The organism is Risungbinella massiliensis, assembly GCF_000942395.1.
GTDB lineage: Bacteria > Bacillota > Bacilli > Thermoactinomycetales > Thermoactinomycetaceae > Risungbinella > Risungbinella massiliensis.
The window spans coordinates 1,179,637-1,195,136 of record NZ_LN812102.1 but is presented as its reverse complement, the minus strand read 5'-3'; the positions used below and the strand labels follow the sequence as shown (position 1 = coordinate 1,195,136).

Genomic DNA, 15,500 nt, shown 5'->3' with positions numbered 1-15,500 from the left:
AACCTTGATCTAGGGAGCGACTTTGATCAAGTTTCTCGGAGTGAGTATCGCCTATAATTAAAACAGAGTTGCTAGAAAGAAGGCGACATCTTTGAAATCGATTAGTTTATTTGTGGAAAGAGATTCATTTGTACATCGGATCGATCCAATCAGTAAAATCGTTTATATTCTTTTTGCGATTGCAGTTCCGATCATTTTGCCTATGATTTCTATTGCTTTGGTTTGTTCCATGATGAGTATTGCTTTATTAGTAATGGCAAAGGTTTTTTGGAAAAGTCTCCCGATTTATGGTTTTGTTCTCTTGGTTCTTTCTACTGTCCTTATTATTCAAAGTTTATTCTATGAGGGGAACACCACCCCTCTTTTTTCACTAGGATCACTCGTTTTTTATCAAGAAGGGCTACTTTATGCTCTGTTGATCTCGCTGAGAGTGATCAATATCGTTGGGGCTTTTATGATCCTGGTTCTCACGACCAAGCCATCTGATTTAGTAGAGTCACTAGTTCGCAAAGGACTCTCTCCACGATTCGGCTATGTACTTCAATCTGTTTTTCAGATCATTCCACAGATGATGTCTACTATGGGGACAATCACGGATGCACAGCGTTCCAGAGGAATGGAGACCGAAGGGAATCTATGGGTACGAATGAAAGCATTCCTCCCGTTGCTCGGCCCTGTGGTGTTGAATTCCCTCATCCAAACAAAAGAACGAGCGATGGCACTGGAAGTACGAGGGTTCAATGCCAGTGGACAAAAGACCTATTTACATGAAGAAAAAAGCTATGCCTATAGTCACCTGATACAGGGGGGACTGGTGTTACTAGTGGTGTTGGCAGTCGTTTGGAGGGTTATCTCATGAAAAAAATTGTCATCGAACATTTGAAATACAAGTATCCAGGTTCGGAAACATTAGCCCTCCATGATCTCTCATTGGAAATAGAACAAGGAGAGATGGTCGGCATTGTTGGTCGCAATCAATCAGGTAAATCCACCCTTTGTCAGGCTCTAGTAGGACTAGTCCCCCATTTTTACCAAGGGGCTTATGGGGGCAAGGTGATTGTCGATGGGGTGGAGGTAAAACATAGTTCGATCAGCGAGCTATCTTTAAAAGTGGGGATCGTCTTTCAAAATCCGTTCACCCAAGTAACAGGTTCCAAGTTAACCGTTTATGAAGAGGTTGCATTTGGGTTGGAAAATATGGGACTAACCCGTAGCGAAATGATCGACCGTATTAACTATGTACTAGATCTACTCCATATCTCCGAATTAAAGGATCGCAATCCATTTGATTTATCTGGTGGACAGATGCAACGAATGGCAATCGCCAGTATGATCGCAATGAAACCAGAGGTCATTGTGTTGGACGAGCCTACTTCCCAGCTAGACCCAAAAGGATCGGAGGAAGTATTTCTAGCGATTCAGCGCCTGAGCCAAGAAGGCATGACTGTCGTGATGGTAGAGCACAAGATGGAAAAAATCGCCCAATACTGCAACCGAGTTGCCCTACTTGATCGAGGAAAATTGATCGATTGGGATACTCCGGCAAATGTCTTTTCCCGTGATGACCTAGCAGACTATGGAGTACAAGCTCCCATCTATACTAGGGTGTGTAAAGAGCTAAATGCGAAAAATGTGGATTCCTCTTCGTATCCGGTCACTCTTGATGAGGCATCTAAGGTATTAGCCTCTCACAAAATTTGAATAACGGAGCGAGTCTGATCAAGATTATGAGTGGCATATAGTTATAGTACTTAAGGAGAGAATCATCATGATCCAAGTAAAGAATCTATCCTTTTCCTATCAAGAAGGTAAGCAGATCCTCCAAAATATCACCCTCGATTTGGATCAACGCTCGACTGCAATCATTGGACAAAATGGAGCAGGGAAAACAACCTTGGTGAAGTTGCTGAAAGGCCTACTCAAACCAAGTACTGGAGATATCCTGATCCAAGGCCAAAATATAAAAGATACTACCGTTGCCGCACTAGCCAAGCAAATCGGATTGGTATTCCAAAATCCGAACGATCAGATCTTTAAAGGGAATGTTTTAGATGAAGTCCTATTTGGCCCGCTCAACATCAAAATGGATGCGAAAACAGCTAAACAAAAAGCTCTTCAAGCACTCGAAATGGTAGGGTTAGAAGATAGCGTAGAAGAGAACCCACAAGATCTGAGCCTATCAGATAAAAAGCTTCTCTGTATCGCATCCATCGTCGCGATGGACCCAGCGATTATCATCTTGGATGAACCGACTATAGCCCAGGACCATGCTGGAAAAGAAAAAATCAAACAGATCATCAAAAGTCTAAGAGACCAACAAAAACTAGTGATGACAATCATTCATGATATGGACTTTGTGGCGGAGAACTTTGAGCGAACAATTGTATTGAACCAAGGAAAAGTACTTCTAGATGGAGATACACGAGAAGTTTTTTCTGAGCGAGTGCTCCTTGCAAAGGCTCATGTGGAACCACCCTATATTACGCAGCTGGGGCATAAGCTAGGATATGAGGAGACGTTTTTGACGGTGGAGGAATTTGTAAGAGCACGAGGGTGATTATATGCTAAATAGAGAAGATATCCCATTGTATTAGGTTAAATCTATACCGAGCATGTTGCATAATGAGCCTAAAGCCAGAGGTTTTCCCCTTTGGAGATGCGGCTATGAGCGGTAGGGAGCCGGAGCAGAGTATAAGCGGCGCCTATATCTAACTTTGATTTATGCAACAAGCTATATACGATAATAGGGAAGATTCCTATTTTAAAAAAATTATTATTGGTTGCTTTTATTGCGATCATCGCTCTTTCACTAATCTCAATTTTTTTATTATCCCAACTCACCGTGTTACCAGAAAACTAGTACAAAACACTCCATTTATGTTCTCTTTAAAGTCACTCTAATTTCATCAATAGGATTCACTATACATTGCATATAAAAAAGATCAGTCCTTCTGGTATAGCTAGGAGGGCTTATCTTTTGGAAACATTCAGATTGGATACGGATTCGCATCAACCTCGTATGTGCTCGGGTTGAGACAAATAACGAGTCTATTTTATAAAATAGTGTACGAACCTATTTCTTTTAAATGGAGGAATATATGTTGCTAGAACAACGATATAGATGGACAAATGAACAACTACGTGATCAGGTTGAGGTATTAGATGGAAAGAAATCCCCACATATCCTGTTAAAAAATGCGACGTACTTGAACCAAGCATTACGTAAATGGATGCAAGCAAACATCTGGATTTATGATGATCGAATCGTCTATGTAGGCGACAAAGTTCCAGATAATTTAGATCGTTGTGAGATCGTGGATTGCCAAGGACTTTTGCTAGTTCCCGGTTATATCGAACCTCATGCTCATCCTTACCAGTTATATAATCCATGTACTTTTGCACGTTTCGCATCGTATCGAGGAACCACTACCTTGATCCAAGATAATCTTCTCCTATTTATGCTTCTGGGAAAAGAAGAAGCTTTTTCGTTGCTAGAAGAGCTTCGAAATATCCCAGCTAGCATGTATTGGTGGTGTCGTTTTGATGCCCAGACAGAGCTAAGAAATGAGGATCAGATCTTTACAGATCGTGAAGTGAAAGCTTGGCTAGCACACGCGGACGTGTTTCAAGGGGGAGAACTAACAGGCTGGCCTAGACTGTTATCTGGTGATCAAAAAATGCTTCATTGGGTACAGGAAACAAAGCGAAGAAGAAAGAAAATAGAAGGTCATTTTCCAGGGGCATCCGAGAAAACACTTGCCAAGATGATGCTATTTGGTATTGATTGTGACCATGAAGCGATGACAGGAAACGAAGTATTGTCTCGACTGATGCAAGGATATACTGTATCGCTTCGCAACTCGTCCATTCGGCCAGATCTAGCCAACATCTTACGAGAGATTCACGAACTGGGAATCTATCATTACGACAAGTTCTTCTTTACAACAGATGGCTCGCATCCTTCCTTTTACGAGAACGGGATGATCGATGCAATGATTAAAATAGCACTGGAACAAGGTGTGCCCGTTATCGATGCATACAACATGGCAACGATCAACGTAGCACGCTATTACCATATGGAACATCTACACGGAAATATTGCCACTGGTAGAGTAGCCAATATCAATTTTCTTCAAAGTGAAACAGATCCGGTACCTGTGTCGGTCCTGGCAAAAGGGAAATGGGTAAAACGGGATGGCCTAGCGATGGAAGATACATTTGGTGTTGATTGGGATCAATATGGTTTAGGTTCTATGAAACTTGATTGGAAGCTAGATATGTCAGACTTAGAGTGCGAGATATCAGTAGGGATCAAATTGATCAATGATGTTATTACCAAACCATATTCCATCAGATCCTATCCTTCTGGTGAACTCGAACACGATGAATGTTTTTTTGTGATGGTAGATCGAAAAGGTAAGTGGCGAGTGAACACACATGTAAAGGGATTCGCCAATCAGCTTAGTGGATTTGCCAGCTCCTATTCTGGGACAGGAGATATCTTGCTAATAGGAAACCAGAAGGAAGATATGTTGCTCGCCTTTGATCGAATGAAGGAAATGGGCGGCGGGATTGTTATTGTAGAACAAGGAAAGATCATTTATGAGATGGCATTGTCTTTACAAGGGCTTATGTCTGCTAAAGAGGTAGAAGAATTAATAGAAGAAGAAAAAGAACTAAAAATGTTACTTAGAGAAAGAGGATATGCCTATGCCGATCCTGCTTTTACCTTGCTGTTTTTCTCTGCGACGCATCTTCCCTACATTCGGTGTACGCCTAAAGGTATATATGACGTGAAAAATAAAAAGGTTCTCTATCCTGCGGCTAAGAGATAACTAGATAAATAGTTATCTGAAAGGAGGATTTATTGTGAAAAACGAGGTGGAAGATACAAAGAAAACAAACTACACAAAACAAGCAGCGAAGATCGGTTTATATGTCAGTCTTATTATGGTGTTTCCAACGTTGTTGTCGTTTCTATTATCGAGTGATCCAATTGATTATAGAGCACTGTTGATTATGGTAGGGGTAGAATTTTCGGTAACATTTTTTTATCATTTGTAATAAGTTGGATTGCCTTATGGAATCAAAGTAACAAGAACGGAAAGAAAAAGAGAGGGAGATAAAAGTGAATTATATGAAAAATAAATCATGGTTTTTCTTGATATTTACTGGGAATCTAGTACAAACATCCACAGTTTTAGGTTTGCCTTTCCTGTTCGTTTATTTGACTAAATTGGAGTTTAAATTTCATCCAATAATTGTTATATATTTTATCCCTTTTTTCATTGCATGGATTGCTCTATACCAAATTAGAAAAGCAAAAAGAGGATGGATCTATTATATTTTTTTCTTAGGGATCATTAATTCAATTCTAAGCATATTAGGGATTCATGATTTGATAAATTCTAATTTAGTAACTTATTCAGTAATCAATTCAGTAACAACAGTAACAATATTGCTGACAATAAGTTTTAGTGTTCCTGGGATTACGTATCTGCTAGGATGTTGGATTTTATGCCGGAAACCAAAAGACAGATCGGATGAAAACAATGTTTCTTCAAGCTAGTATTAGGATGCAAAATGGATGTTTCCCAAAACTCCCTTCCTTTTTTAACGGCAGAATAGAAACTCTAAGACTGCTTTTCGGAGCTATATCCGTATCTAAAAGCATGGATTCTAGTTGGAATTGGCAATTACCCAAGTAGCTTTTTAATGATATTGAAAATCATTGTCATTAATGAACCGACTATGATAAGATACAAAAGTATTCGAAATAAACCGAACACAATGTGTTTTTGTGCATTGTGTTCGGGGTTCCGTTCACTTGCGCATAAACACTGGTGTTCCCGAAAGGGGAAAAATGTATGCGTAAGTGGATGGGAACTATTTTTCGATCTTTACCAATGTTGGGGTTTCTTGTTCTGATTAGTACCATCTTGGCAGGATACTTGTCTGTTGGAATTGCCAAGGCATTTCAGGCTTTTATTGCTTCCTTGTTAGGTAATAAAACGGTTCTAGATGAGTTTATTGCTTACTTTCAATGGTGGATCACCGATATGATCTCGCACGTTGAAAAGCTATTTTCAATTACCATTTCACTTGATGTAACAGGACTAACATCGGACCGAGTAATTATCGGAATCATCATGGTATTGGTATATTTCTCTTCAGATGCAACAAATGCTATCGCAACCAGACACTTTGAATATATCTCCAGGTATACACTTGTTAGCATCAAGGAAAAGATATTAGGTAATATTCTTCATTCATCTGAATCAATAGACCAGGGACAGAAAGAAAGTTTTGAACATGCTTTTTTGGCTTTTACCAATGTAGCAGAGAAAGTATTTATATTTATACTGGAATCGATGCGGTCCTTTTTTTATGTATTTGCAATGCTCGCAATCTCCTCTGTACTGACTCTGTGTACGTTAATATTGGCAGTCTGTGTTTTCTTCGTTGTTTTCATGAGGAGAAAAAGCGCTCAGCTAGCCATAAAACGAAGTAAAATATGGATAGAAGAGAGCTTAAAAGTTCGCCAAATCCTAAAAGACGATCAACTTATCATACAATTTCAATACGAAGATGAAGAAGTAAAAAATTACCACGATTTAGCTGCGAAGGCTCTAAAATTGGAAAGCAGCTATCAATGGAACAATGTAAAACAAGTTGTTTCGACATCCTTGCTCAATCAATGTGGTAAGTTAATTGCTATATTTGGAGGACTACTATTTTTGATTCCATCTGGGCATATGGAAATGAGCGCAATGGTAGGCTTTATCTTCTTGATTGCAAATTTCTACTATTCCATCGACCGACTAGTAGAGGTAATGTTTTGTTACCAAGAGTTAAAAGGGCACATTCAAGAGGTAAAGAAACTTCCCATACGGAAGAAAAAGGTTTTCAACCGGGAGATCCAACTCACCCAAGTTGACTCTGTTCGTATGGATGAAGTGATAATCTATCCAGGAGAGCGACTTTTTATTATCGGCCCATCGGGATCAGGAAAAAGTACGTTATTAAAAAAGTTTCTCTATCTATTTGAAATTGGCGAGACAGAGATGGAAATTAATCATATTCAACACAGTTCTTTTAGTAGGAAAGAGATAAACCAGTTAATTGCTTATGTAAATCAAGAGTGTTCCTACAAGACAGGTACCATTTGGGACAATCTCCAAATGGTAAAAGGAATTACCAAAGAGCAAGCCGTTCAAGAGCTTGAAAAGTTGGGGCTTCCTCTAGGTATTCTTTCACAAGGACTAGAGACTCCAATGGATCATCTATCTGGAGGGCAACGTCAACGAGTAGTGTTAGCTAGAGCTTTCTTAAAATTACATTTTGCTCCTATTCTACTTCTCGATGAAGCTACTTCAGCACTCGATAAAGCTACTGCAGGGAAAGTAGACGAGAGAATTCAAACATGGCAAGAGAATAAAATTGTGATAGAAGTGACCCATAAGCTGGATCTTTCTCAGCCTCGTCCTTCTCATCATAAAATCGCTCATGTAATCAATGGAAAACTTCGATTGATTTCGTGAGTTTCATCAGCTACTTGGTGTTCAAGTAGCTGATTCTATTTTTCTGAAACAATGTTTTCTCAAATAACAATGGGTATAGATAAAAAGCGCCCATCAAAGCGTCCTTCATTCAGCTTTTACTTTGTAGATTGCTTCTGTCGAGCTTTTCCCAAATGCATTAAGTCCCATATCGCCTCATTTTGTAGGGATTCCACTATCTCTTTGCCTTCCAATACCTCTAGACGAACCTCCCCGGTGAATCGCAAATAAGCTCCATCAAATCCTGCTGCGATTGCTGCTTCTTTTTTGGCTCCTCTAAATGTATCAATAAATCGGTACTTCGAAATATCTTTCTCCCGTTGGAATGTAACGGTGTAATGCTTATCTTCCTCTTCATATTCGTATACCAACGTATTGGCAACAGGCTTTCCAGTAAGATCATCAAGGTACTCATCTCTTTTTGTAAGACGGATCAGGTTTCCATCATCCGCAAGGATTTTATTTCCTTTTGCTAACATAAAGACAGGGTGAGCTTTATATCCGTATTGCTCTTCGGCAGTTATGTTACAAACGATCACTGTATAGTCACCAACCTGTGCCCGTCCCCAGTACCAGTTATTCATCAAGGCTGGCATGGCGATATTTCCCCAATTGTGGTCGTGATAGCCCATACCAGTGTATTGCCGATAATCTTCTCCCATTTGGATCATTGCTTCCACTTTTCCTTGAGGAACGGAAGGTAACCAAGCAAAATAGTGCTCATCTTGTTCACCATACAACCAATACCCCGTTTCCGGTCGCCAAGGAGGAACTTTCCCTGAAAGCGAGATATCTGCGACGAGCTCGTCCATCTCGATATGAATCTGGTAATCATGTAAATTTCCCTTGAAGACGTTGGCACCGATCCGTACTTCGCATTGTTCTGTAGAGGCGAAAAAGTTTTTCTCCGAAGTGGCAGCATAGGTTCTTTGAATAGTTCGCCCATCAGGTAGATCCCATGTAAAAGAAACATAGGGAGTTAGAGGACTGTCGATTTCCATCATCGGTTTGGTATAAAACACAATCACTAGCTTGGAACCATCGTTCAGATGAGAATCAAAATACCACCATTCATATGTTCCAGCGCTTCCATCCGTACGCATACCATCTTCCCACGGTGCGATCTGCCCCTTTATGAGACCTAGTTTTTCGTAATGTTCAGCTTGTGATCCTAATGTTGTTGGGATTACTTTTGTGGTCACTGGTTTGTTCCTCCTTAAATGGTTCTTGAAATGAAATAACATATCTTAATTACAATGAGCATGCTGTATTAATCCAAGTGAAATGTAGGCGTGCCGCCGGTTTTCCCGCTTCTGCTTGCCCTGCCTGTCCTGAGGGATCTGCTCCGGCTGCCTATCGCTCATAGTCGCATCTCAAAAGGGGAAAACCTTTGGCTTTTGACTAATTATGCAACAGATTTTACAATAAATAGAAATATAATAATATTTGGTACAAAAATAATTTTCCTACTAAACAACAGAATAAACAAGAAAACCTTTTCATATTGAGAGAAGGTGTTTAATTAAGAATAGTCGAATTATTTACTTGTATCGATTGAAAGGGGGATATGGGAATGAAGCGATTTTTATTCACCATGATGGTAAGTATTTTTGGTCTCACCTTAACGACAGTTCTTCCTGCTTATGCCATTACCAATGGGCAATTAGATGGGGATCAACACCCAAATGTAGGTGCCTTGATCGTGGAATCCGAAACAGGTGTCAAAGAACATATTTGTACCGGTACGCTCATCTCCCCAACTGTCTTTTTAACTGCTTCCCACTGTACAGACTTTTTACCTCCAGATGAGGTAGTATACGTCAGCTTTGATACCCAAGTAGATCCCGTTACTTCTTCCACTACCCTCCATTCAGGTCGTGCTGTCACCAATCCAAACTATAATCAAAGACAATCTGATCCAGGAGATATTGCCGTGGTTCAGTTGGACAAGCCAGTCAAAGGCATCCAACCAGCCAAACTACCAAAAGCAGGTCTATTTGATGAGTTGGCAAGTAAAGGTGGATTAAACAGTCAAAAATTCACAGCTGTTGGCTATGGAGTTCACGAAGCTGAGCAGCAGCCGGGTGGTCCAGTTCATCCATATGATGGAGCACGCTGGACATCTGTCTCCGAATTCAACGCTCTAAATAAAAGTTGGCTGCGCCTCTCCCAAAATGCTTCAACAGGTGATGGCGGAACTTGTTATGGAGACTCAGGTGGACCGAACTTCTTAGGAACAGGATCACAAGAAACAGATATCATCGCTGGGATCACGGTAACTGGTGATGCCCAATGCCGCTCGACTAATGTGATTTATCGCTTGGATACTCCGCAAGCACGTGATTTTCTGGATGAGTTTGTGACATTGCCATAAGGTAGATATGTCCTCCTATTATCCGATAGGGGAACATATTTTGTTTCGTAATATATGAATAAGTCTATAGATAAGGTTTTATCTTATACAGCTACTTGGTAATGGGAAAGGATATAAGTCCTAGTAAAAATCAACCGCCTCTTCAATATGAGAAGAGGCGGTTGATTTTTCTATTTATAGCTTGTTGTATAAATCAAAGTTAGACATAGGCACGCCGCCGGTTTTCCCGCTTCCGCTTGTTTTGCTTGTCCGAAGGATCTGCTCCGGCTCTCTACTGCTCATAGTCGCATCTCCAAAGGGGAAAACCTCTGGCTTTAGGCTCATTATGCAACATGCTTTATTTAGATTTTACTAGCAACAATCCGATGAACCGCAAATGCTCCTAGTAACTGCATAATACATTTTACTAATATTTGTCCACTGATCGCAGCAGGCACTGCTTCCCATGGTATAAACCCAGCGCCAAGAGGACTAATCCCTATAATAACGAAGATCACACTGTCCAAAATTCCTCCAACTAGCCCACTGTAAAGCACTCTGTAGCTTAGAGGGAGGCGTAAGCGACTGTAAATTTCCGTATCTGCCGTTTCCGAAAGCGCAAAAGAAAGGGCAGAGGCAAAGACCACCCAAATGGTGTCACCAAGTAAATAGGAAGTAATAGCACTTAGGATAAGGGCACTCAGAATCACAACATATGTTTTTTGTCTTCCAATTTGGTTTTGAACAAAATCACGTAAAATAAAAGTGAAACCGATGAAAAAAGTCCCTGCAGGTATTAAGAAAATCCCCATTTCCAATGGTTTCATGGCTGCAGTCACAACATTTGCGATCAAGATCGCCAAAATGTAAAACAAGATCCTCAACGATCATTCCTCCTTTTCGTATATTTCAGTGAAACAACGATTTATTCTACAGTAGCTTTCGTCATTTGACAATAATATACAGCGAAGAAAAGATACAGCAAATCGAGTAAATTAGTACATGGATCAGTCGAAATTTGTTAGGATGGGAAAGGGCTAATCCATATAGGAGGTTACGAAATGAATCACATTCAACCAGAACAAGAATTAAGTCATTTAGGTGAGAAAACGAACTATGAATATCAATATAATCCCAACCTTCTTGAGACGTTTACCAATAGACATTTGGATGTAGATTACTTTGTAAAGTTTAACTGTCCAGAGTTTACTAGTTTATGCCCCATTACGGGACAGCCAGATTTTGCCACGATCTATATTAGCTATATACCAGATCAAAAATTAGTAGAAAGCAAATCTCTGAAACTTTATCTATTTAGCTACCGAAATCATGGGGACTTCCATGAAAATTGCATTGTCACCATTATGAAAGATCTCATCAAGGAGATGGACCCAAAATATATTGAAGTCTGGGGGAAATTCTTGCCTCGGGGCGGAATTAGCATTGATCCATATGTGAACTATGGCAAGCCTAATACCAAATGGGAAACTTTTGCTAATAAGAGATTAGAACAACACGATATTACCCTCGAAAAAGTAGATAATCGTTAGGTTATAATGTTTTCCCAAAAAATGAAAATGCTACAGGAATCCATTTTCCTGTAGCACATTAGATCAAACTGCTCTTTTGTTTTCGTCAAATTTTCCGTCCTCTGTGACGTATCCTGGTATCGAGTGGACACCGATTCGATGCCTTTGTGCTTCATAAGCGAGAAGATCATAGTTCATCCGTTCTACCTTGGTAAGACCACGTCTTATTTTGTAAGGTACCGCAAGCCCTTCCGAAAGCAGAACATGACTTACGTTCATGTACTGTCCTTTTAGGTTCACATGAAGGTGACCTAATAAACGGTTTTGCGTATCATCGGTGAGATTCGGATGAAGACTTATTTTCACATCCTTAGCGTCCAACAACAGTTGACCTAACCTCTCTTTTGCTTCGATAGAGAAAGGTTGCGGTGACTGGCTATTATCCAAGTTCAACTCTGGAGCATTAATCCCGATTAGTCGAACATAAAAGGTATGCCCATCCTTCGAGAATTTTACTGTATCACCATCCACCACTGTAACATTCTGCGGAGCAACAGTGTGTAAAGGTTTGAAGTACTGTTTCATCTTTGCTCTTCTGTTTCTTTTCTCTGTTTTGTTTTGTCTTTTTCCCATATTGATCGCCTCCCGGCTAATGTAGTACAGCCGAGAGTCTCCTGAAGCAAAAGAAGATCTGGCTGTCCCTCCTGCTCACATCATCAAGATGAACACGAGGAGCAGCCAGATCTTTTTCATTATAGCAAACTTATCTCATTATATAATATATAATTCTAAATTTTCTTTGTACAAAGGAGATAGATAAATAGAAATGCTACAGGAATGGATTCCTGTAGCACGTTAGATCAAACTGCTCTGTTGTTTTTATTATACTTTCCGTTTTCTTTTACATATCCTGGGATGGAGTAGACACCGAGTTGGCGCCTTTGTGCTTCAAAAGCAAGGAGATCATACTCTACTCTTTCTTCTTTGGTAAGCCCGGGTCTTCCTTTGTAAGGAACAGCGAGGCCCTCCGAAAGTAGAATATGACTTGCATTTACATACTCTCCATCTAGGTTCACATATATAGTACCTAATAGTCTTTCTTTTGTACTATCGGTTAGTTTTTTGTGAAGACCTATTTTCCAATCGATTGCTTGATGAAACAACAGTTGATCTAACCTCTCTTTTGCCTCGATAGAGAAAGGTTCTGGTGACTTATGGATATTCCCCGAGTTGAGTGCAGGAGCGTCGATCCCGATCAGTTGAACATAGAAAGTATGCTCGCCCATCCGGAATTTCACCGTATCTCCGTCTACCACTGTAATACTCTGCGGAACAACTGTGTGTAAAGGTTTGAAGTTTTCCTTCATCAGTGTTCTTCTTATTTTTTTCTTGTTTTTGCTATGTCTTTTACCCATAATAACGCCTCCCGGCTAATGTAGTAACAGCCGAGAGTCTCCTGAAGCAAAAGGAGATCTGGCTGCCCCTCCTGCTCACCTCATCCAAATGAACACGAGGAACAGCTAGATCTATCCTATTATAGCGATTGGTTTATAAGAGGGATACGTTATTATTTGACATTTTTTAAAATTACTGATTTCGTTGCTCTTTCTATTCAGGAATATAACGATTAAGATAATTTAGAAAAAAAGTAACAATTTTTTCACTGTAAAGTAATTCATATTGCTACAATTACAATGGAACAGATACCCCCTAGAGTTCAAAAAACACTTTTGCCTTCTAGGGGGTATCTGTTCGGCAACCTTTCCTAGTGAAGCCGAATAGTGCCTACATTTGCCTGTATAGGCGAAAGGGGCATATTATCATGGTGAAAAAGGTACTAGAAGACGCAAAAAAGGTGTATTCAGAGTTAGTGGTAGAGGGTTTTGATGGGCAAATCATGTTGCAATTGGAAAATGGAATAGGTGTAAAATTGGGGGAGTCCAATTATTCGGGCATGTGGATGGCGAAACTATTCTTCACTCCCAAGCCCGATCTCACCCAAATGAAGCCGTTGGTTTCCCTTCCCAATGGTCGTCGATTTAAAAATGGGAAGACCGATGGTAGCTCATGGGTAGGAATACAATCTTACATCGAATATCTTCGTAATATCACCAAACTACCAAATCTAGCAAAAAAGGAAACACACTATTACTATCCAATCAATAGCGAATTAGCAGATTTCGTAAAAAACAAGCTATCCTTGACTGTCTATGATGAATTGATCAACATAGACGGTAGATTCGAGGTAATCGTAACCAATGATCGATTTGCGCTCCATATTACTAGCTTCAATGGCAGCACAGCGATCCTGCATGTTTTGGTGAGTAAGATTTCCAATGGCAGATTTGCACCATTCGCTGAATATTCCCTACTAAAGGAATCCGATTTGTACAGACTGGAAAAGCAAATACAGATGTTCGACCAATAACCAACTAGCTGAATTAGGACAGGAAGGCTCTATCTTGCATATGCTGATAGAGTCTTTTTATTTTTGGGTAAATAAAATGCTGCAGGAAAATGATTCCCGCAGCAGATTAGATCAACCTGTTATTCTATTTTCATTAAATCTGCCCTCTTCCGTAACGTAGTATGGAAGAGAGTAAACCCCGATATGGCGTCTTCGTGCTTGATCAGCTAGATCTAAATAATCATCTCTTTCTTCGTCGGTAAGTCCACGATCTACTAGATAAGGAACGGCAAGTCCCTCGGAAAGTAGTATATGACATACATTCTCATACTTTCCATCCAGTTCGATATGCAAGTGGCCTAATAGTCTGTTTTCTGTGGCGTCGATGTGATCTCGATGAAGCGTTATTTGGTAATCGGTAGCTTTGCGTAACAGTTGATCCAATCTTTCTTTTGCTTCCAAAGAGAAGGGTTGAGCTGGTTTTTTTTGATTCCCGTTCAGCTCAGGAGCATTAATCCCGAGTAGTCGAACAGGGAAGGTAAAGTTATGCATCGTAAATTTGATCGTATCACCATCTACTGCTCTTAAACTAGAAGGAGAAATGGTTTGTAGTGGTTTGAAATAAATTGCTAGTTTTTTGCGTCGTTCTTTTTTATGTTTTTTGCTTTTTTTGAGCGGTTTCCGATACTTGCTGTGTGGTTTATTCGATCTTTTACCCATCTTTGGTCGCCTCCCGGCTAATGTAGTACAGCCGAGAGTCTTCCTGCAAAAGAAGATCTGGCTGCCCCTCCTGCTCACGAATCAAAATGAACACGAGGAGCAGCCAGATCTCTATTATTATATCAGGAGATGGGGAATGGGATTGTGAGGGTTTTGTAATTTTGTTGGGGGTGTAAATTTTTTTCTATACATAAAGAAGAATGATGAAATGTATAAATCAACTAATGAAATAGAATCGTTGAACGATTCTATTTCATTAGTGATCATATTTTTTGGCTCGATAATCTGGTTACTTTTTGCAAGGAGACTGTATTTATAGATGCACTTCTTTATGACCAATGAAAATAACTTCGTTCAGATCTTCAATCATCTTTCTGTACTTTCATTAATACGATTGCTATTGTAGACAAATCGATAGCATAGGGAGTGGAGAGTCATGCATCTGATCTATTATGCTAATCAACTAGATTCCAAGAGGATTGATATAGTCTATCAAGATGAAGCTTTGTCTGCGAAGGAAGCCAGTTAGAGGAGCACCTATCAAAAAAACAAGATACTTGAAGCAGATAAAGGATACAATAGTCAAACATTCGTACTTTCTTTAAACACAAAAAGGGATTCTTGCCAGAATTCCTATGAAAAAACTTGAAACCTAGTAAGGAAGAAAAACTAGTTATTTCGAAATCGCTTACAAACTCCGTCGACGTGTAGTTCGCTTTGATCGTTCTGTTCTTATGTATCGTGGTTGTTTGTTCTTACCTACATAATTATGTGTCTTCGGCATTTTTGAAATATCTTCAAGCGTTAAAATTTACTTTTATGCAATATATCATTTTCTAATATCAGAGTTTTTATACATATAAAAATGTGTTAAATTGTACATAATAATTCACTTTATCTGTCTATACTACAAATATTATAAAGGGTGTTTA

The 15,500-nt window shown here is 39.6% G+C and carries 14 protein-coding genes; 9 read left to right on the top strand and 5 right to left on the bottom strand.

Annotated elements, in window-relative coordinates:
• The first annotated feature begins 91 nt into the window (after positions 1–91).
• The 6 genes from VJ09_RS06260 (at position 92) to VJ09_RS06225 (ending at position 7,541) form a co-directional block, all read left to right on the top strand.
• Positions 92–859, top strand: a complete 768-nt coding sequence (locus VJ09_RS06260) for an energy-coupling factor transporter transmembrane component T family protein (RefSeq protein WP_044640721.1) — start codon at positions 92–94, stop codon at positions 857–859.
• A complete protein-coding gene (locus tag VJ09_RS06255; protein ID WP_044640720.1) occupies positions 856–1,701 on the top strand; it encodes an energy-coupling factor ABC transporter ATP-binding protein in 846 nt (281 codons plus the stop codon). Before VJ09_RS06260 ends, VJ09_RS06255 begins: the two co-directional genes overlap by 4 nt.
• A 67-nt stretch (positions 1,702–1,768) precedes the next feature.
• Complete coding sequence (locus tag VJ09_RS06250) at positions 1,769–2,557, top strand: energy-coupling factor ABC transporter ATP-binding protein (RefSeq protein WP_044640719.1); 789 nt, start codon at positions 1,769–1,771, stop codon at positions 2,555–2,557.
• A 544-nt stretch (positions 2,558–3,101) separates the two neighbouring features.
• Complete coding sequence (locus tag VJ09_RS06240; RefSeq protein WP_187118702.1) at positions 3,102–4,835, top strand: adenine deaminase C-terminal domain-containing protein; 1,734 nt, start codon at positions 3,102–3,104, stop codon at positions 4,833–4,835.
• A gap of 34 nt (positions 4,836–4,869) precedes the next feature.
• Positions 4,870–5,064 (top strand): hypothetical protein, encoded by a 195-nt coding sequence (locus tag VJ09_RS06235; protein WP_044640716.1) that lies wholly within the window; start codon positions 4,870–4,872, stop codon positions 5,062–5,064.
• A gap of 803 nt (positions 5,065–5,867) precedes the next feature.
• Entirely contained in the window at positions 5,868–7,541 is a 1,674-nt protein-coding gene (locus tag VJ09_RS06225; protein WP_044640714.1) for an ATP-binding cassette domain-containing protein, read from the top strand.
• A 116-nt stretch (positions 7,542–7,657) separates the two neighbouring features.
• On the opposite strand, the gene VJ09_RS06220 is transcribed toward VJ09_RS06225, so the two are convergent.
• Positions 7,658–8,761: a lipocalin-like domain-containing protein gene (locus VJ09_RS06220; protein WP_044640713.1), complete on the bottom strand. Its 1,104-nt coding sequence runs from the start codon at positions 8,759–8,761 to the stop codon at positions 7,658–7,660.
• 371 nt (positions 8,762–9,132) lie between these two features.
• Here VJ09_RS06220 and VJ09_RS06215 point away from each other — a divergent pair, with 371 nt between their 5' ends.
• A complete protein-coding gene (locus VJ09_RS06215) occupies positions 9,133–9,933 on the top strand; it encodes a S1 family peptidase (RefSeq protein WP_044640712.1) in 801 nt (266 codons plus the stop codon).
• Between the two features lie 341 nt (positions 9,934–10,274).
• Here VJ09_RS06215 and VJ09_RS06210 read toward each other — a convergent pair whose 3' ends face one another.
• Complete coding sequence (locus VJ09_RS06210) at positions 10,275–10,796, bottom strand: VUT family protein (protein ID WP_044640711.1); 522 nt, start codon at positions 10,794–10,796, stop codon at positions 10,275–10,277.
• A gap of 177 nt (positions 10,797–10,973) precedes the next feature.
• Between VJ09_RS06210 and queF the strand changes: the two genes are divergently transcribed.
• Entirely contained in the window at positions 10,974–11,462 is a 489-nt protein-coding gene (gene queF / locus VJ09_RS06205; RefSeq protein ID WP_044640710.1) for a preQ(1) synthase, read from the top strand.
• Positions 11,463–11,525: 63 nt separating this feature from the next.
• Here the strand turns inward: queF and VJ09_RS06200 are convergent, their stop codons facing one another.
• Both VJ09_RS06200 and VJ09_RS06195 read right to left on the bottom strand, forming a co-directional pair.
• Positions 11,526–12,074 carry a thermonuclease family protein gene (locus VJ09_RS06200; protein ID WP_052807251.1) on the bottom strand — a complete coding sequence of 183 codons (549 nt, stop codon included), beginning with the start codon at positions 12,072–12,074 and terminating at the stop codon, positions 11,526–11,528.
• 227 nt (positions 12,075–12,301) lie between these two features.
• A complete protein-coding gene (locus VJ09_RS06195; RefSeq protein ID WP_044640709.1) occupies positions 12,302–12,856 on the bottom strand; it encodes a thermonuclease family protein in 555 nt (184 codons plus the stop codon).
• A gap of 407 nt (positions 12,857–13,263) precedes the next feature.
• Between VJ09_RS06195 and VJ09_RS06190 the strand changes: the two genes are divergently transcribed.
• Positions 13,264–13,869 carry a hypothetical protein gene (locus VJ09_RS06190; RefSeq protein ID WP_044640708.1) on the top strand — a complete coding sequence of 202 codons (606 nt, stop codon included), beginning with the start codon at positions 13,264–13,266 and terminating at the stop codon, positions 13,867–13,869.
• 111 nt (positions 13,870–13,980) lie between these two features.
• Here the strand turns inward: VJ09_RS06190 and VJ09_RS06185 are convergent, their stop codons facing one another.
• Positions 13,981–14,568, bottom strand: coding sequence for a thermonuclease family protein (locus tag VJ09_RS06185; RefSeq protein ID WP_044640707.1), 588 nt, complete (start codon positions 14,566–14,568; stop codon positions 13,981–13,983).
• Positions 14,569–15,500: the final 932 nt, after the last annotated feature.